Genomic DNA, 17668 nt, shown 5'->3' on the forward strand with positions numbered 1-17668 from the left:
GCCGGTCGACGCCGGGGCGTCACCGGCACGAAGGAGGCCACGTTGACCCCGAGCACCGCGTCGCGGACGGTGGCGGACGCCCGGCGCGCCGACCGGGACTGGCGACGCCAGGTGCCACGGGCCTTCGCCACGCTGCTCTGGGTGATCGCGGTGGTCTGCGCGCTGGCCGCGCTGAGCAGCGCCGTCCGCTCCGACATCCAGCCGGTCCGCACCGCCATCGACGCCCTGCTGCTGCCCGCGCCGGCGAACCTGGCGTACGCGGTCTTCCTCGGCACCCTCGCCTCGGCGGTGCTGCGCCGCAAGCGGCTGGCGTACTGGGTGCTGGTCGTCTACTTCACCCTCAGCCTGGCCGTCGGCGTGCTGGCCGGCGTGCTGCTGCTGGTGATCGGCAGCAACGACCTCACCGACGACGCCGGGGAGCGGCTGTTCACCTCGCTGGAGACGGTCGGGGTGTGGGTCGGCATCGCCTTCGCCGCCGGCGCGTTGGCCCTGCTGCTCGCCGCCCGGCGGGAGTTCTACGCCCGGGTGCGCGGCGGCAGCGTCTGGCAGGCCCTGGGGGTGTTCCTCGGGCTGGCGGCGGTCGCGGTCGGGCTCGGCTACCTGCTGCTCCTCGTCGAGCCGGGCAGCCTGCGCACCTGGGTGGACCGGCTCGGCTACGCCGTCGAGAAGGTGTTCGGCGGCGCCGTCACCCTGGACGTCACCCGGCAGGGGCAGGCGCCCGGCTGGGTCAACCTGCTGCTCGGCGCCTTCGGCGGAATCGCCTTCGTCGCCGGCCTGTTCACCCTGCTCCGGTCGCAGCGGGCCGCCGCCGTGCTGCACCCCGACGAGGAGGAGCGGATCCGGGAACTGCTCGCCCGGCACGGCGGGCGCGACTCGCTCGGCTACTTCGCCACCCGCCGGGACAAGGCGGCGATCTTCTCGGCCAGCGGCAAGGCGGCGATCACCTACCGGGTGGTCAACGGCGTCAGCCTGGCCAGCGGCGACCCCGTGGGCGACCCGGAGGCGTGGGGGCCGGCCATCGAGGCGTGGCTCGAACAGGCCGGCGCCTACGCCTGGACCCCGGCGGTGATGGGCGCCAGCGAGGCGGGCGCCAGGGCGTACCACCGGCACGGGCTCAAGGTGCTGCACCTGGGGGACGAGGCGATCCTGCTGGCCCGCGAGTTCGACCTGGACGGGCGGGACATGCGCCCGGTCCGCCAGGCCGTGCACCGGGTGGAGCGGGCCGGCTACACGGCCCGGGTGCGCCGGCACGCGGAGATCCCGGCGGGGGAGCTGTCCGAGCTGGCGAGGCTGGCCACGGCCTGGCGGGACACCGAACACGAGCGGGGCTTCTCGATGGCGCTGGGCCGGCTCGGCGACCCGGCCGACGGCGACTGCGTGCTGGTCGAGGCGCGGGACGCCGACGGCCAGGTGCGGGCGTTGCTGTCGCTGAGCCCGTGGGGCGCCGACGGGCTCTCGCTGGACCTGATGCGCCGGGACCGGTCGGCCGAGAACGGGATCACCGAGTTCCTGGTCGCGGCGCTGATGGGCGAGGCGCCCCGGCTCGGCGTCGAACGGGTGTCGCTGAACTTCGCGGTGTTCCGGTCGGTCTTCGAGCAGGGCGCCCGGATCGGCGCCGGCCCGGTCATCCGGCTGTGGCGGCACACCCTGCTCTTCTTCTCCCGCTGGTGGCAGCTGGAGTCGCTGTACCTCTCCAACGCCAAGTACCAGCCGCACTGGACGCCGCGCTACCTGTGCTTCGGGGAGCGCCGGGAGCTGGCCCGGGTGGGCCTCGCCGCCGCGGTCGCCGAGGGCTTCGTCGCCCTGCCGGGCGGCCGGCCCACCCCGCTGCACGGCGTGCCACCGGCCGACGGCGGAGTGGGCTACGTGCCGCCGGCCGCCGCGACGGTCCGGGCCGTGCCGCCGGAGCCGGCCGCCGTTCACCTGCCCGAGCAGATCCGGGTACGCCTGGCGAAGCTCGACCGGCTGCGCGCCGAGGGCGTCGACCCGTACCCGGTGGGCTTCGCGCGTACGGACGACTGCGCGGCGGTGCGGGCGCGGCACGCCGGGCTGGCGCCGGACACCGGCACCGGGGAGACCGTGTCGGTGGCCGGCCGGGTGCTGCTGATGCGCGACCACGGGCGCATCTGCTTCGCGACGATCCGGGACGGCAGCGGCGACCTCCAGTTGGTGCTGGAGCACGACCTGGACCGGTGGCGCGCCACCGTCGACATCGGCGACCACGTGGGCGCCACCGGCGAGGTGTACGCGACCCGGCGCGGCGAGGTGTCGGTGCGGGTGGCCGACTGGCGGCTGACCGCCAAGTGCCTGCGCCCGCTGCCGGACAAGCACCACGGGCTCGCCGACCCGGAGGCCCGCGTCCGGCAGCGCTACCTCGACCTGGCCATCGATCCGGCGGCGCGGGACCTGCTGCGGGCCCGCGGCGCCGCCCTGCACAGCCTGCGGGCCTCGCTGGCGGACCGGGACTTCCTGGAGGTGGAGACGCCGATCCTCCAGCGGGTGCACGGCGGCGCGAACGCCCGCCCGTTCGTCACCCACAGCAACGCGTACGACCTGCGGCTGAGCCTGCGCATCGCCCCCGAGCTGTACCTGAAGCGGCTCGCCGTCGGCGGGATGGAGCGGGTGTACGAGCTGGGCCGGGCGTTCCGCAACGAGGGCGTCGACCACAGCCACAACCCGGAGTTCACGGTGCTGGAGGCGTATCAGGCGTACGCGGACTACCACGTGATGCGCCAGCTGGCCCGGGAGCTGATCGTCGCGGCGGCGGTCGCGGTGCACGGGTCGCCGGTGGTGCGCCGCCCCGGGACGGGCGACACCGTGGACATCGGGGGCGAATGGCCGGTCCGTACGGTCAACGAGGCGGTCTCCGCGGCGCTCGGCGAGGAGGTCTCCGCCGACACCGACCTGGCCGCCCTGCGCAAGCTCTGCGATGCCGCCGGGGTCGCGTACGACCCGCGCTGGGAGCGCGGCGCGGTGCTGCTGGAGCTGTACGAGCGGCTGGTCGAGGCGCGCACCGACGCGCCGACGTTCTACCTGGACTTCCCGACCGACGTCTCGCCGCTGGCCCGCCAGCACCGGGACGACCCGCGGCTGGCGGAGCGGTGGGACCTGGTGGCGTTCGGGATGGAGCTGGGGACCGCGTACTCGGAGCTGGTCGACCCGACCGAACAGCGGCGCCGGCTCACCGCGCAGTCGTTGCACGCGGCCGGCGGCGACCCCGAGGCGATGGAGCTGGACGAGGACTTCCTCACCGCGCTGGAATACGCCATGCCGCCCACCGGCGGCCTGGGCCTGGGCGTGGACCGGCTGCTCATGCTGCTGACCGGCCGGTCGATCCGGGAGACGCTGCCCTTCCCGCTGGTCCGGGACTCCTCGTGAACCGGGCCCGGGCGCTGCCGGGGCTGGCGCTCGCACTGGCCGGGGTCCTCTACTCGTCGTGGCTGATCGGACCCCTGCTGAACCCGGCGTTCGGCCTCCTCGACGGGTACGCCAGCGAGCTGGCCGCCCGCGACCAGCCGTACCACCTGGTGTTCGGCCTGGGTGACCTGGTCGTCGGCGCGCTCGCGTCGGCGACCGGGCTGGCGCTGGCCCGGCGGGCCCGGGGCTGGCCGCGGTGGGCGTGGTGGGCGCTGGTCGGCTTCGGCGTGGCCACCGCCCTGGACGGCACGGTCAGCTCGATGGACTGCGCCCCCTCGGCCGACGCGCGCTGCGCCCGGCTCGCGGAGCTGGGCGAGCTGTCCTGGCGGGACCAGGGGCACTCGGTCAGCTCGGCGGTGGCCATCGCCGCCGCCCTGGCCTCACTGTTCGCGCTGCTGGTGAGCCTGCGCGGTCGCCGCGCGTCGTTCCGCTGGGGGCTGGCGGTGGCCGCGGTGCTGCTGGTGGGCACGGCCGGCACGCTGGTCGAGCTGATCCGGCCGGACGCCGCGCCGGGCGCCTGGCAGCGGGTGCAGCTGCTCGGCCTCTCCGGCTGGCTGCTCTACGCCGGCGGCGTCGTCGCCGCGAACCGCGTCAGCCCGGCCGGTGTACGCCCGCGTCCCGTGCCCGGGCCACCGCCTGCGCCCGGTCGGCGACGCCGAGCTTGAGCAGGATGTTCGAGACGTGGAATGCGCCCGCGACAACGGCGACCTGGTCTCGGCGCGCAAGGGCGTCGCCGACCTGGAGGTGACCCTGCGCGGCCGGTCCGCCCACGCGGGCATCGAGCCCGAACGCGGGGTCAACGCCCTGCTCGCCGCCGCCCGGCTGACCGTCGACCTGGACCAGCTCAACGGTCGCTGGCCCGGCGTGACCGTGAACGTCGGGCTCCTGGAGGCCGGCGGGCGGCCCAACGTGGTCGCCGACCACGCCCGGATGCTTGTCGACCTGCGCGCCTGGCACACGCCGCCGTGGGAGCCGGGCGAGGGCGGCCGCCGGCTGACCGAGCTGGCGGCCAAGGTCGGCGCCGGGCTCGGCGTGCCCGTGTCGCACACCGCCACGGGTGGCTGCGCCGACGCGAACCTCCTGGCCGAGGCGGGCGCGGCTGTGCTGGACGGGCTCGGCCCGATCGGCGGCGCCGACCACAGCCCGCACGAGTGGCTCGACCTCGACTCCGTCGTCCCACGGGTGGCGCTGCTGGCCGGCCTCATCGACCTGGTCGGCGCAGCCGACCGGCCCTGACACCGCTCGCCCGCGAACGGAGCCGCCGCCGGTCACCCGACGGCGGCTCTGCTCATCGCGGCCCGGGAAGTTCCGGGCCGCCGCCCGAACGGATGACCACCGCGTGATCCGGGGGCCGGCCGCCGCGCAGCCTGCCATCGTCGGTGGGCCGCCGGTGATCCACGGGACAGGACGGGAGGGGCGGACATGTCGCACCCTCCTAATGTCGTGGAACCGCCGGCCGTCCGGCGTACCGAGCTCCAGCGGCACCCGGCCTCCGTGCCGGGCCGGCTGATCGTCCAGACGCTGTTCGAGATCCCGGTGGGGTTGGCGTCGGGCCGGCACCGGCACCCCGGCGAGGAGGTCGGCTTCCTCATCCACGGCACGGTCGCCATGGAGTTCGACGACCGGCCCACGCTCACCATCCACGCCGGGCAGCCCTTCCTGATCCCACCCGGAGTCGTGCACAACGCGCGGAACATCACCGCCGACGTCACCACCATGATGCTGTCGACGTACTTCGTCGACGAGAACGAGCCGCTGGTGACGCAGTGCCACTGACCGAGGGAGCGCACCCTCGATGAACGGAGAGCCGATGTCCACGGCCACCTCCCGTCCCGGCGCGCCCACGGTTGTCCTGGTGCACGGCGCCTTCGCCGGCAGCTCCTCGTGGAACGGGGGCGGACGTCATCATGCAGGCCCTCGACGCCCTCTCCCGCTGAGCCGTCCTCGGTAGCATCCTGGGGCAGGGGCGGGACTCCGGCACCGCGGAGCCTTCTTGCGAGAGACCCCGGACGGGTGGCTGAGGATGCGGATCGCACTGTTCGTGACCTGCCTCGCCGACACGCTCTTCCCCGAGGCGGCCAAGGCGACGGTACGGCTGCTGGAGCGCCTGGGCCACGAGGTGGTCTTCCCCGAGGGCCAGACGTGCTGCGGGCAGATGCACGTCAACACCGGCTATCCGGACCAGGCGTTGCGGCTGGTACGCCGGCACGTCCGGGTGTTCGCCCCGTACGACGTGGTGGTGGCGCCGTCCGGCTCGTGCGTGGGCTCGGTGCGGCACCAGCACGCGACGGTGGCGCGTCGGGCCGGCGACGAGCGGCTCGCGAGCCGGGTGGAGGAGGTTGCCGCGCGGACGCACGAGCTGTCCGAACTGCTTGTCGACGTGCTGGGGGTGACCGATGTCGGGGCCTACTTCCCGCACCGGGTGACGTACCACCCGACCTGCCACTCCCTCCGCATGATCCGGGTCGGGGACCGGCCGCTGCGGCTGCTGCGCGCGGTGCGGGGCCTGGAGCTTGTGGAGTTGCCGCAGGCGGAGCAGTGCTGCGGGTTCGGGGGGACGTTCGCGGTGAAGAACGCGGACACCTCGACGGCCATGCTGGCGGACAAGATGCGCAACGTGCTGGCCACGAGGGCGGACGTGTGCACGGCCGGGGACGCCTCCTGCCTCATGCACATCGGCGGCGGGCTGTCCCGGCTGCGTGCGGGCGTGCGGACGGTGCACCTCGCGGAGATCCTGGCCAGCACCGAGGCGGACGCCCGCGGCGCCGGCCGGGACGTCGCGGGGGTGGCCCGGTGACGGCCCCGGGCGGGCCGGCCGGGGCCACCGGACGGGCGACCACGTTCCTCGGCATGCCGGCGACCGCCCCGCCCGGGGTGGGGCACCTGCGTGGCGACGAGCCGTTCCCCGCCGCGGCCCGGCGGGCGTTGGCTGACCCCCAGCTCCGCCGGAACCTGCGGCACGCCACCACCACGATCCGCGCCAAGTCGGGGGCGGTGATCGCTGAGGCGCCCGACTGGCCGCAGCTGCGCGCGGCCGGCCGGGCGATCAAGACCGACACCATGGCCCGCCTGCCCGAGCTGCTGGAGCGGCTGGAGGCGGCGGTCACCGCGGCCGGCGGCACGGTGCACTGGGCGGCCGACGCCGTCGAGGCCAACCGGATCGTCACCGACCTGGTCCGGGCCACGGGCGCCGACCGGGTCATGAAGGTCAAGTCGATGGCCACCCAGGAGATCGGCCTCAACGAGGCCCTCGAGGCAGCCGGCATCGAGCCCGTCGAGACCGACCTGGCCGAGCTGATCGTCCAGCTCGGGCGGGACCGGCCCAGCCACATCCTCGTACCGGCCATCCACCGCAACCGGGCCGAGATCCGGGAGATCTTCCTGCGCGAGATGCCCGGTGTCGATCCGGGGCTGACCGACGAGCCGGCGGCCCTGGCCGCCGCCGCGCGCCGGCACCTCCGCGAGACGTTCCTCAGCACGCGGGTGGCCGTCTCCGGGGCCAACTTCGCCGTGGCCGAGACCGGCACCCTCGCGGTGGTCGAGTCCGAGGGCAACGGGCGGATGTGCCTCACCCTGCCGGAGACCCTGATCACCGTGATGGGCATCGAGAAGGTCGTCCCCACCTGGCGGGACCTGGAGGTCTTCCTTCAACTGCTGCCGCGGGCGTCGACGGGGGAGCGGATGAACCCCTACACCTCGATGTGGACCGGCGTCACCCCCGGCGACGGCCCGCAGCAGGTGCACCTGGTGCTGCTCGACAACGGGCGCAGCGCGGTGCTCGCCGACGAGGTGGGCCGGCAGGCGCTGCACTGCATCCGCTGCTCCGCCTGCCTCAACGTCTGCCCGGTCTACGAACGCACCGGCGGGCACGCGTACGGGTCGGTCTATCCCGGGCCGATCGGCGCGGTGCTGTCCCCGCAACTGACCGGCGTCGCCGACAACGCCTCCCTGCCGTACGCCTCGTCGCTCTGCGGCGCCTGCTACGACGCCTGCCCTGTCATGATCGACATCCCGTCGATCCTGGTGCACCTGCGCGGGCAGGCCCCGCACCCGCGCGCCGAGGCGGCGGCGATGGCCGCCGCCGCGTACACGATGGACCACCCGGCGCTGTACGCGGCCGCGCAGCGCGGCGCGCGGCTCGCCCGGCTCGCCGGCCCGCGCGGGCGGGGTCTGCCGCCTCCCCTGTCCGGGTGGACGGCCAGCCGCGACCTGCCGGACCCGCCGCCGCAGACCTTCCGCGACTGGTGGGCCGAGCGGTGAGTTCCCGTGACCTCGTCCTCGGCCGGCTCCGGTCCGCCCTCGGCGCGCCACGGCCGGCGCCGGCCGAGGTGACCCGGGGCTACCGGCCCGCCGGCGCCGTCGCCGCCGACCTGGACCTGTTCGTGGACCGGCTCACCGACTACCGGGCCACCGTGCACCGCTGCGCCGCCGCCGAGGTCGCCCGGGTGGTCGACGAGGTGCTCGGCGGCCGGCAGGTCGTCGTGCCGGCCGGGCTGCCCCGGCACTGGCTGCCCGACGGCGTCGAGGTGCTGCCGGACGACGGCCTCCCGGCGGAGCGGGTCGCCGCCGTGGACGGGGTGGTCACCGCGGCGGCGGTCGCCGTGGCCGAGACCGGCACCATCGTGCTCGACGGTGGCCCGGACCAGGGCCGCCGGATCATCACGCTGCTGCCCGACGTGCACGTGTGCGTGCTGCGGGCCGATCAGGTCGTCGCCACCGTGCCGGACGCCCTCGGCCGGGTCGATCCGCACCGGCCACTGACCTGGATCAGCGGGCCGTCGGCCACCAGCGACATCGAACTCAACCGGGTCGAGGGCGTCCACGGGCCCCGCCACCTGCACGTGGTCATCACGCCGTGAACCCGGCCGGCGGGTGATCGCCGCGGTGGGTTGGTGGCGTCCGGCGTGGGTGCCGGGCAGCGCCTGGCGAATGCCGCGCCGGCCCTTTCGGTGTTCTCGTTCGCCCTGGCGCCGTTCGCCCCGAGGATGGAGGGGTGAAGGCCGCCGTGGGTTCCGTCGGATCACGGTTCCGGCGGTCACGGTGCGGCTGTCGCCGCCCGCGCCTGACCGGCCGGCTGGAACAGTTCGATCAGGTTGCCCGCGGGGTCGGCCAGCAGGATCTGCCGCCCACCCGGTCCGGCGACGACCTCGCTGCGGAACGGCAGCCCCGCCGCCCGGTGCCGCTCGACGTCGGCGGCCAGGTCGTCGACGACGAGGTGGATGCGGTTGCGGCCGGGATCGGCGGCGTCCTCCGGCGTGGCTCGGGCGCCCGAGCTGGCGGGCCCGGACAGCAGCAGCCGCAGGGGACCGCGGAGCACCTCGGCGAAGGCCGGTGCGGCGTCGGCGCCCAACCGGAAGCCGAGGTGGGTGGTGTAGAAGTCGACGGCTGCCGCGACGTCGTCGACCAGGTAGCGGACGCTGGCGTACTCGTGGCTTCCGGTCATGGCGAACCCCCTTGCGCGAGGACGGGTAGCAGATGGCGGATGCGGGTGTCGATGTCGGCCGCCGTGCGGGCGAAGGCCGGGTGGCCGGCCTGCTCGCCATCACCCGGCGACGCGGGGTCGGGGATGCTCCAGTGGATGCGGCGCGGGTGCCGCGGGAACTCGGGGCAGACCTCGCGCGCCTTGTCGCACAGCGTGATCACGTAGTCGAACCGGCGGCCGGCCACGGTGTCCAGGTGGCGCGGGCGCTGGTCGGCCACGTCGATGCCGTACCGGTCGCGCAGCACCCGCACGCCGCCGGGATGCAGTCGCTGGCCTGGCCGGCTCCCGGCGCTCACCGCCTCGACGCGTCCCGCCGTGTGCTGGCGGAGCAGGGCCTCCGCGATCGGTGAGCGGCCGGTGTTGCCCGTGCAGACGAACAGCACGGCGAGGCGGCGGGACCGCCGGGGGCGGATCGGCGGCGGCGCTGTGCCGATGCCCGGACGCAGGGCCGGGTGCAGGGCGGCGCCCGCGCCGGCGAGCCCTTCGGCACAGCGGTCCAGATCGAGGTGGTAGTAGCTGTCGCGGCCGTCGAAGCTGCTGCGGGTGGCGGCGACCAGACCGCCGTCGCGCAGCAGCCGCAGGTGGTAGGAGACCAGGTTCTGCGGCTCGCCGGTGAGCGTGGCCAGCTCCCGGACCCGCAGGTCGCTGCCGGCGAGCTCGGTCAGCAGCCGCCAGCGCAACGGATGGGCGGCCAACCGCAGGTAGGCGGGAGGGGCCCCGGACGCACCCATGCCTCGGACGATACATCAAATCGGTTTGATGTATCGCGTGAAGTCGGACCCCTGTGCAACCTTGCACCCGGCGGCCGCCGACATAGAGACGACCGGAGCGCCACGGCCCACGCCGGCAGGACAAGGGAGCAGGATGCGGACCGACCTCGAACGGGAGTACGTCGAGTACGTGACGGCGCGGTTACCCCGGCTGCACCGCACCGCGTACCTCCTCTGCGCCGACGCCTTCCAGGCGGACGACATCGTCCAGGCGACGCTCACCGCCCTCTACCTCAACTGGACGCGGGCCGCCGGCGCCGACAACCTCGACGGCTACGTGCACCGGATCCTCGTGCGCCGGTACCTCGACGAGCGGCGGCGCGGGTGGTCGAGGGTGCTGCTCGGCGACCGGCTGCCGGACCTCCCCGTGCCCGCGGAACAGGGCATCGAGGAGCGGGACGTGCTGCTGCCGGCCTTGCGGTCGCTGCCACCGGGGCAGCGCGCGGTCGTCGTGCTGCGCTACTTCGGCGACCTCTCGGTCGAGGCGACCGCGGAGGCTCTCGGCTGCTCGGCGGGCAACGTCAAGAGCCAGTGCGCGCGGGGGCTCGCCGCGCTGCGCGAGGTGCTGGGCACCGGGCGTCCGGTCGTGATCGCACAGGGGGAAGGGGCTCGGCCATGAACGACGAACAGGAACTGCGGGACCGGCTGCGCGCGATCGAGGTGCCGGCCAGCCGGATCGAGATCGACGGGCTGGTGCGCGCCGGCCGCCGGCGCGCCTTTCGCCGCCGCTCGGTGGCGGGGGCCGGAGGCGTGGCGCTGGCGACAGCCCTGCTGCTCACGGCGCCGTCGATCCTGACGACGGCGGGCGCGCGGCCGGACGCCGCGCCGGCCGGCGCCTCGCCGGCCGCCACCGGTCCGACCGGCGCGGGCACCACCGCGGCGGCCTCGCCCACCCCGTGCCAGCCGAGCGAACTGCCCCTCCCGGCCGGGATGAGGAACGCCACGGCGTCCGGCGTCGACCCCACCGGACGGTACGTGGTCGGCAACGAGGTCGTCGGGCAGGACTTCCGGCCGGTCCTGTGGACGGACGGGAAGCCGCAGGCGCTGCCGGTGCGCGGCAGGTCCGTCGAGGTGACCGCCGTCAACGCCGCCGGTGTCGCGGTCGGCCTTGTCGAGGACGGGCGGCAGGAGTACGTCTTCCGCTACCAGCAGGGTGCCGCCACGCGGCTGCGCACCCCGCCGGGGAACTGGCACGTGTACCCGAGGCCCGCGATCAACGCGGCCGGTGACGTCGTCATCAACGCGGAGCCGAGCGGCAACTCCGGCGGCGAGGACAGCGTCGTGCTGCTCTGGCGGGCGGGCTCGACGCAAGCGGTGAAGCTGCCGCTTCCCGACGGGGCCAACGCCTTCGACATCACCGACGACGGGACCGTCGTCGGCGCGCTGTACCGGGACGGCATCGCGAGCGCGGCGTACGCCTGGGACCAGCAGGGCAAGGGCCGGAAGCTGACGGCGCCGGCCGGCGAGACCGCCGCCGGCTACGCGGCACAGGGCGAGTGGGCGACGGGCGGCCTGTGGCCGTCCCGCTCCGCCGCCCTGTGGAACCTGCGGACCGGCGCGCTCACACGGCTGACGACGGACGGTCCCGGCGACGCGGTCAACGCCTCCGGCTGGGTGGTGGCCGCCGGCGTCCTCCTGCGCGACGGGGCGGCGGTCGACCTGCGGATACCGGGTGGGCAGACCGGCCTGGCCGTGGCCGTGTCCGACACCGGGCTGGTCGTGGGCCTGGCCCGGCCCGGCGGTGACGGCGCGGAGAACTCCGGCCCGCGCGTGTGGCGGTGCTGACGCCCTGAGGCGCCGGCACTGCCGGCCGATCGGTCAGCCACGCTGCTGGCACGGCACGCAGAACCGGGCCGAGGGCCGGATCTCCAGCCGGGCCGTCGGGATGTCCCGGCCGCAGCCCTCGCAGACGCCGTAGGTGCCCTCGGACATGCGCTTCAGCGCCTGGGCAATGTCGGCGATGCCCTGCTGGGCCGCCTCGATGAGCCGGCGCAGGGTGTCCGGGTCGTGGCCGCCGTGACCACGCTGCCGCGAGAGCAGTGTCAGCTCCGTGAGCTGGTCGGTGTGCTCGCCGAACTGGCGTTCCAGCACGTCCCGCAGCGTTTCGGTGCGGTCGTCGAGGGTGTCCGTCATGGTCGTGGTCCTCTCTGTGGAAGGTCGGGTTCAGTCGCTCGCGGGGTGCCGGATCGCCGCCACGGCGGCCATGCCGGCGCCGGTCAGCGCGGCGGTGCGCGGTGACGCGGCACGGTGCACGGTCGCGCCCAGCGCGGCGACCAGCCGGGCCGTGAGGTCGGGTCGGGTGGCGCCGTCCCCGACCACGATCACGCCCCGGGCCAGGGAAGCGCGGACCAGCGGCCGCAACGCGGGCTCCTGTCGCAGCTCGCGGATCAGCCGGGTGGTGGTCTCGGCGAGCATGGCGGCGGTCACCGCGTGGTTCAGGTCGCGGGTGCCGACCTCGGCACGCCGGGCGGCGACCACCCGTCCGTCCTCCAGCAGGGCCACCTCGGTGAGCTGGGCGCCGATGTCGGCGAGCAGGAGGGTGCCGGCGGCGGCGCCGGCGCCGATGGCGCCCGCGCGCACGCTGTCGACGAAAAGCAGCCGGGACGGCGCGAGTACGGCGTTGAGCACGCGGCGTGTCGCCTCCTGGTCGGCCGGGGTGGCGAGCACCGGACGGCACGCGACGACGAGCGCCCCCACCGGCACCGGGGTGCGATGGTCGCGCAGCAGCCGCCGCAGCTCGGTGGCGCAGGCCGGGCCGTCGACGACGCGGCCACGCCGCACGACCGGTGCCCGCAGGCCCTGGCCGACCGGCACGCTCAGTACCCCGCCGGGTCCCAGCCAGATCCGCAGCTGGGCGCTGCCGAGGTCCACGGCGATCGGCTCGGCGCGGTCGGCCACGACCGGGCGGGTGGTGTGGGACCGGCCGACGAGCATGCCGGTGCGCGCGGGAAGGTGAACGGAAGTGGTGTTGCCGGACATACCGACCTCATTTGCGTAGCGGTGCACAGCCGTCCGGTGGACGGCGCGGGATGCGGGGAACGGGGTGGCCGGGCCCGTGAGCGAGCGACCGTCAGGCCGGCGCTCTCGGGCGGCGTCAGCCTGCCGGGGTCACGGGCGTAGGCGGTCCGCCGGCGGCGGGGGGACGTGGCGGTCCCGGACGGGGCCGCCGCCGGCCGGACCGGGAATCCGGGCCGGTCCGAGCCGGGACAGCGGCGGACGACCGGCGGACACGGGCGGCGTGGCCACCGGCGTGCGGGTCGTCATCACCGCCTCCTCGCTGTTGGTTCGGGTACCGCGTCGGACCTCCAGCGTCGCTCGCAAGCAGAGGGTTGGCATTGCGCGTGGCCGGCAAACAACAGCGCGCCTGATTGCCGACCGGCGGCGAACGTCATCGCTTGCCGTCCGGCCGCCGTCACCGCTCGTGGTCGTTCCGCGATCCGGGGCCGGCCTCCTGGCGAAGTCCCTGTCTCGGGGCCCCGGCGCGATGTCCCGCGCGGCTATGGTGGGCCCCATGCGTAACCGGCAGCACCCCGTCGGCGTCGAGCGGCCTCTCGCGCTGTCGATGCTGGCCGTGCTGGCGGTCGTCGTCGCGGCGGTTCGTGCCGGCGGCGCGCTCGGCGTGTGCATCGTGGTCCGGCTGAGCCGCGCCGTCGCGGGCTGCGTTCCCGCCTGGTCGGCCGATCGGGCCCCGCCGCGGGTCGGGACAGCCGCTCGACCGTCCACCGCGTTGCCGTAGCGCCGACCCGCTCCCGGCCGGCCCTGGCAGCCGTCCCGCAAGGAGCTCTCCCTGTGAACATCGAACGCACGACGCTGCCCGGCATCGGGGTACGACACACCTTCACCACCGGACAGGGCCGCCGGATCGGCATCGTGGAGTACCAGGTGGGCGACCGCCGGGACGTCGTCCACGACGACCCCGACGATCCCGACGATCCCGACCGCATGGTCAGCCTCACCCTCACCCGGAGCGAGGCCAGCGCGCTGGCCGCCCTGCTCGGCTTCCCGGAACTGGTCGCCGTCGCGGCCTGAGCCGCTAGGTCGGCAGCGGCCGACGCGGCCAGTCCAGGGCCCGCGCGCCGAGCACGGCGGCGTGCAGGGTGAACCGGTCCCGGGGATCGGCCGGGTCGTAGCCGCTCAGCGCGCGGATCCGGTCCAGCCGATAGGTGACGGTGCGCACGGACACGTGCAGGCGGCGGGCCGCCTCGGTGGCGACCTCGCCGCAGGCGAAGTACTCGTTCAGGGTGTCCAGCAGCGGCTCGACACCACCCCGGGCCTGGCCCAGCGGTGCCAGCACCGCCTGCACGAGGTCCACCATGGCCGCCTGGTCCCGCAGCAGGACGCGGTAGATCAGCAGGTCGTGGGCGTCGATCACCGGTGTGTCGGCGTGCAGTCGGCGCGCCGTGGTGAGCGCCTCGCGGGCCTCCTCGTAGGAGCGGGCGATGCCGTAGACACCCGGGTGCGGGCGGCCCACCGCCACCTGCCACGGCCGGCCCCGCACCAGGCGGTCCAACTCGCCGTGCATCAGCCGGCCCAGATCCGCCACCGACCCGCCGTCGCCCCCGCCCCGGCCGGGCACCACCGTGTCCGCCGGGGCGATCACCACGAGCAGCCCCTCCTTCGTGGCCACCAGCACGTCCCGGTCACCCAGCCGGTCGAAGATGACCCGCTCCAGCGCGCTGATCGCCGCCTCCGTGTCCGGCAGCCGATGATCCGGTGAGGCGAGCGCGACCTGGTGCACCCGGGCCAGATCCAGCCCGAACGGCTCGGCCCGCTCCACCAGCCCACCGAGGTCGGAGTCCCCACGCAGCAGGTCGTCGACGAGTTCCCGGCGCAGCGCCTCCTCCCGGCGGACCAGTTCCCGTCGGGCCGCCGCATAGCCCTCGGCGAGAGTGGCCACCGCGGTGTCGACCACGTGGAGCACGGCGTCCGCCGCCGCGCGTACCGTCTCGCTGTCGGTGGACCGGGCCAGGTGCGGCAGGTGCCGCCACAGCCGCCGTGCCGCGGACAGGTAGAGACGGACCGCTCGGCCCGCCGACACGCCCTGCTGGGCGGCGCGCCGGCCGAGCGCGCCCACCGCGTCGAGTTCGCCGCGGCGCGGCCGGCGGCCGGTCACCGCCGCGTCCGTCAACAGCCGCAGGTAGTCGCCGAGAAGCTCCACCGGCACGCCGCCGGCGTCGGCGCTGGCCCCGCGGGCCACCTCGGTCAGCCACCCGTCGTCGCCGTGGGCCCCGGCCCGAGCCGGTCGGCGGGCGCTCTCGGTCATCGCGGTCTCCCGGGGCGGGGCCGGCACCCGACACCGACCCGATCCGTCCAGCCTATGGGCGCGGGCAGGACGCTGGCGGGCTCCGGAGCCGGCGAAGCGGTCAGCTTGTGCGGCCCCCGGTGACCGGGTGCCGTGCCTCGGCGCCCGTTTCCTCCCGTCCCGGTCATCCGGCCGCGCCGGGGTCCGGCAGCGGGTCGACGGTTCGTCGGCTGACCGGCAGCGGCTCGATCATGCCGGCGGGCGGTGCCGCCGGGTCAGCCGATCTGGTTGTTGTCCTTCAGCGCACCCCACCCGTGCCAGCGGTCGATCTCGATCAGCGCACTGACCCGACGGCGGTCCCGCCGCGGATACGCCCTCCCCGTGTAGTGCTCGGCGAGCCGGTCGATGTCGGCCAGGTCCTCGTCGTCGCGGAGTTCGACGACGCGCCCGACGATCGTGACGTGGGTGTACCATGCCTGCTCGTCCAGCACCGTCAGGGTGACCCGGGGATCGTTGCGGATGTGGTCCAGCCGGCGGCGGCCCTCGTCCATGTTCACCAGGATCCGGCCGTCCTCCCACAGGTACCAGGTGGCCGCGGAGACCGGCTGGCCGTCGCGTCGGACCGTGGCGATGACGGCGGGGTTCGCCTTCCGGAGCATGGTGATCGCGGATTCGGGCAGCGGCGGCTTCGACATGGCTCTGCTTCCTACTTGTTGCTCTAGTTGAGCGGTTCGGATAATTCGCTCTCCGCCCGGTGGTGGCTGGGCTGGAGTCCTGGACCGGCAGTCTGGTCCGGTGGCGATCGGTCCTGTCCTGCAGGATCTGCTTCACCTTCTGGTACGGGGTGTCCAGGGCGATGTCGGGGTCGCCGGCTCGGTGCAGGATGTTGATCGCGGCGTTCACGTCAGCCTGCCACACCACCCCGCACGAGGTGCAGTGAAACCGGTCCCCGCCGCGGCGGCCGAACCGTCCGCAGCGGTGACAGGTTTGTGAGGTGTAGGCGGCGTTGACGGGAACGAGCGCAGAACCTCTGCGCTCCGACACGTTTTTGAGGGCCTCGGCGGTGACTCCTTTGGTCCACGCGGCGAGACGCCGGTTGATGTTCTTAGGAAGCTGTTTGCGGCCGGTGAAGTGTTTGGTGAGGTCTTCGGCGATCACGGTGGTGGCCTTGTCCACGACCTCGTGCACGGCGGTGAAGATTTCCGTGCGCACCTGTGCTCGGTGCCGGGCGGCCTGCCGTTCCCGCTTGATGGTGCCGAGGTTGTTGGCCTTGATCCGGTGCGCTTTCGCGTGGTCGCCACGCAGGGCGGCGCTGTTCGCGATTGAGCGTAGTTTCGCCCGACGGCGGTTTCGTTCCTTCAACCGGTCCGACTCGCGGGTGAGCAGGTCGCCGAGCTGTTCACCGTGGGGCTGGCCGTCCGAGTCGGTCAGGGCTTCGGTGTAGCCCTTGTCCACGCCGATCGTCGCCTCGCCGCATGGGCGCTGTGATGAGCGCATCTGCGCCGCGTCGATCTGGTAGTGGACCTCGACCCGGCCGCCGCGCAGGATCAGTCGAAGCGTCCCGGTCGGGGCGATGGTCGTGGACAGCGGGATCCTGACCATCTTGCGGGGCTCGAGACCGGGGATCGCCAGCCATAACCGTCCCCGCCCATCGACGGCGGTGTTGTATCTGTCGGCGCGCACCACGATCTGATCGTGCGTGCGGTTGTGGCCCCGCCTCCAGTGCTTGCGCATCTGCCGGGCCAGGAACGGATCGTCGACCCATTGGTCGGCCTTCAGCGCGGTGAACATTCGCCTGCGCTCGGCCGGATCGTTGGTGCGTCGGTTGATCGCCCGCCGGATGTCGACCTTGGCCGCCGCGAGGTTCGCGGCGATGTCGGCCATGGCGTCGCGGACGGTTTCCTTCCACGCATTCGCCAACACGGCGAACTGCACATGCGTGCCGTCGGCCAGCCACCGGTCCCGCACCTGCCGGTCCCGCAGTCCGGCCCCGACACCGTTGATCGACCCGTAGCGCTGCCACACCTCGCTGCGCACCCGGCCCAACCGGCGGGCCTGCTCCGCCAGGGCAGCGTACTTGCCCGGATTCAGTCGGACCGAGTAGGCGATCCGGGTGACCTTCACCGGTCACCCTCCATGGCCAATGCCGCCCTCTTCAACTCCTTCTCGTAGCGACGCGAACCGTCCAGCCGGCACGAGAAGGCGTCCACGACGGCCAAGAAGTCCTCGACCAACTCCCGCTGCGGGGACAGGGACTCCTGGTTGGCGACGACGATCTCGCAGCCGCCGCGCGCCGCCAGATGCTCCACCAAGTCGAAGCCGAACCGGGCCAACCGGTCCTGGTGCGCCACCACCAGCGTGCCAACCTCACCCCGGTCGACCGCGTCCATCAACGCCAGGAACCTTTCGCGGCGAAGGTCCATCCCGCCGCCGACCTCGCTGACCCACTCGTCCACCGCCAAACCACGAGCGAGGCAGAACTGCTGCATCGCCGCCACCTGCGAGGCCAAATCGACCTTCTGACCCGGCGACGACACCCGGCAGTACACCACAACCTTCCGCCGGTCGGCGTCGAAGCCCGGCTGCAGCACCCGGCGCACATCCGAATCGTCGAAGTACCGCTGCCCGGACGGCAGACGACGGGCCGTGATCCGGCCCTCCGCCTCCCACCGGCGCACCGTGCTCACCGAACGGCCCACCCGCTTGGCGAACTCGCCGATCCGACAGACATTGCCCACAACAGTCGATCATGGACAG

18 protein-coding genes and 1 pseudogene are annotated in these 17668 nt (G+C 74.3%); 11 read left to right on the top strand and 8 right to left on the bottom strand.

Annotated elements, in window-relative coordinates; all coding sequences use genetic code 11:
- Positions 1-42 precede the first annotated feature (42 nt).
- The 7 genes from lysX (at position 43) to FXF50_RS00740 (ending at position 8276) form a co-directional block, all read left to right on the top strand.
- Positions 43-3378: a bifunctional lysylphosphatidylglycerol synthetase/lysine--tRNA ligase LysX gene (gene lysX / locus FXF50_RS00700; protein ID WP_255509816.1), complete on the top strand. Its 3336-nt coding sequence runs from the start codon at positions 43-45 to the stop codon at positions 3376-3378.
- Positions 3375-4082 (top strand): DUF998 domain-containing protein, encoded by a 708-nt coding sequence (locus FXF50_RS00705; protein WP_187399450.1) that lies wholly within the window; start codon positions 3375-3377, stop codon positions 4080-4082. The genes lysX and FXF50_RS00705 overlap by 4 nt, the downstream gene beginning before the upstream one ends.
- 16 nt (positions 4083-4098) lie before the next feature.
- A complete protein-coding gene (locus FXF50_RS00715; RefSeq protein WP_255509817.1) occupies positions 4099-4653 on the top strand; it encodes a M20/M25/M40 family metallo-hydrolase in 555 nt (184 codons plus the stop codon).
- A 207-nt stretch (positions 4654-4860) separates the two neighbouring features.
- The gene (locus tag FXF50_RS00720; protein ID WP_255509818.1) at positions 4861-5193 is read left to right on the top strand and encodes a cupin domain-containing protein; all 333 of its coding nucleotides are present in this window, start codon (positions 4861-4863) and stop codon (positions 5191-5193) included.
- A gap of 247 nt (positions 5194-5440) precedes the next feature.
- Entirely contained in the window at positions 5441-6214 is a 774-nt protein-coding gene (locus FXF50_RS00730) for a (Fe-S)-binding protein (protein WP_148425244.1), read from the top strand.
- A gap of 53 nt (positions 6215-6267) precedes the next feature.
- Positions 6268-7677 carry a lactate utilization protein B gene (locus tag FXF50_RS00735; RefSeq protein ID WP_148425672.1) on the top strand — a complete coding sequence of 470 codons (1410 nt, stop codon included), beginning with the start codon at positions 6268-6270 and terminating at the stop codon, positions 7675-7677.
- Positions 7674-8276, top strand: coding sequence for an LUD domain-containing protein (locus FXF50_RS00740; protein ID WP_148425245.1), 603 nt, complete (start codon positions 7674-7676; stop codon positions 8274-8276). The genes FXF50_RS00735 and FXF50_RS00740 overlap by 4 nt, the downstream gene beginning before the upstream one ends.
- A 176-nt stretch (positions 8277-8452) precedes the next feature.
- Here the strand turns inward: FXF50_RS00740 and FXF50_RS00745 are convergent, their stop codons facing one another.
- Both FXF50_RS00745 and FXF50_RS00750 read right to left on the bottom strand, forming a co-directional pair.
- On the bottom strand, positions 8453-8860 hold the full coding sequence (locus FXF50_RS00745; protein ID WP_148425246.1) for a VOC family protein: 408 nt from the start codon (positions 8858-8860) through the stop codon (positions 8453-8455).
- Complete coding sequence (locus FXF50_RS00750) at positions 8857-9630, bottom strand: ArsR family transcriptional regulator (RefSeq protein WP_148425247.1); 774 nt, start codon at positions 9628-9630, stop codon at positions 8857-8859. The genes FXF50_RS00745 and FXF50_RS00750 overlap by 4 nt, the downstream gene beginning before the upstream one ends.
- Positions 9631-9763: 133 nt before the next feature.
- On the opposite strand from FXF50_RS00750, the gene FXF50_RS00755 reads away from it, so the two are divergent.
- On the top strand, positions 9764-10288 hold the full coding sequence (locus FXF50_RS00755; RefSeq protein WP_148425248.1) for a SigE family RNA polymerase sigma factor: 525 nt from the start codon (positions 9764-9766) through the stop codon (positions 10286-10288).
- Positions 10285-11454, top strand: a complete 1170-nt coding sequence (locus FXF50_RS29110; protein WP_187399451.1) for a hypothetical protein — start codon at positions 10285-10287, stop codon at positions 11452-11454. The genes FXF50_RS00755 and FXF50_RS29110 overlap by 4 nt, the downstream gene beginning before the upstream one ends.
- 33 nt (positions 11455-11487) lie before the next feature.
- On the opposite strand, the gene FXF50_RS00765 is transcribed toward FXF50_RS29110, so the two are convergent.
- Together FXF50_RS00765 and FXF50_RS00770 are read right to left on the bottom strand one after the other, a co-directional pair.
- Complete coding sequence (locus FXF50_RS00765) at positions 11488-11802, bottom strand: TraR/DksA C4-type zinc finger protein (RefSeq protein ID WP_148425249.1); 315 nt, start codon at positions 11800-11802, stop codon at positions 11488-11490.
- Between the two features lie 30 nt (positions 11803-11832).
- The gene (locus FXF50_RS00770) at positions 11833-12648 is read right to left on the bottom strand and encodes a rod shape-determining protein (protein WP_148425250.1); all 816 of its coding nucleotides are present in this window, start codon (positions 12646-12648) and stop codon (positions 11833-11835) included.
- A 532-nt stretch (positions 12649-13180) separates the two neighbouring features.
- Here FXF50_RS00770 and FXF50_RS00775 point away from each other — a divergent pair.
- Together FXF50_RS00775 and FXF50_RS00780 are read left to right on the top strand one after the other, a co-directional pair.
- Positions 13181-13405: a hypothetical protein gene (locus FXF50_RS00775; protein ID WP_148425251.1), complete on the top strand. Its 225-nt coding sequence runs from the start codon at positions 13181-13183 to the stop codon at positions 13403-13405.
- Between the two features lie 53 nt (positions 13406-13458).
- Positions 13459-13698 (top strand): potassium transporter TrkA, encoded by a 240-nt coding sequence (locus FXF50_RS00780; RefSeq protein WP_148425252.1) that lies wholly within the window; start codon positions 13459-13461, stop codon positions 13696-13698.
- A gap of 4 nt (positions 13699-13702) precedes the next feature.
- Here the strand turns inward: FXF50_RS00780 and FXF50_RS00785 are convergent, their stop codons facing one another.
- The 4 genes and pseudogenes from FXF50_RS00785 to FXF50_RS00800 form a co-directional block, all read right to left on the bottom strand.
- A complete protein-coding gene (locus FXF50_RS00785) occupies positions 13703-14932 on the bottom strand; it encodes a CdaR family transcriptional regulator (RefSeq protein ID WP_148425253.1) in 1230 nt (409 codons plus the stop codon).
- A gap of 254 nt (positions 14933-15186) precedes the next feature.
- The gene (locus FXF50_RS00790; RefSeq protein WP_148425673.1) at positions 15187-15606 is read right to left on the bottom strand and encodes a PPOX class F420-dependent oxidoreductase; all 420 of its coding nucleotides are present in this window, start codon (positions 15604-15606) and stop codon (positions 15187-15189) included.
- A gap of 190 nt (positions 15607-15796) precedes the next feature.
- Positions 15797-16795, bottom strand: a pseudogene (locus FXF50_RS29620) (RNA-guided endonuclease TnpB family protein); the annotation flags it as partial.
- 236 nt (positions 16796-17031) lie between these two features.
- A complete protein-coding gene (locus tag FXF50_RS00800) occupies positions 17032-17649 on the bottom strand; it encodes an IS607 family transposase (RefSeq protein ID WP_148425254.1) in 618 nt (205 codons plus the stop codon).
- Positions 17650-17668 lie beyond the last annotated feature (19 nt).

The organism is Micromonospora sp. AP08 (assembly GCF_008085935.1).
Lineage (GTDB): Bacteria > Actinomycetota > Actinomycetes > Mycobacteriales > Micromonosporaceae > Micromonospora > Micromonospora chersina.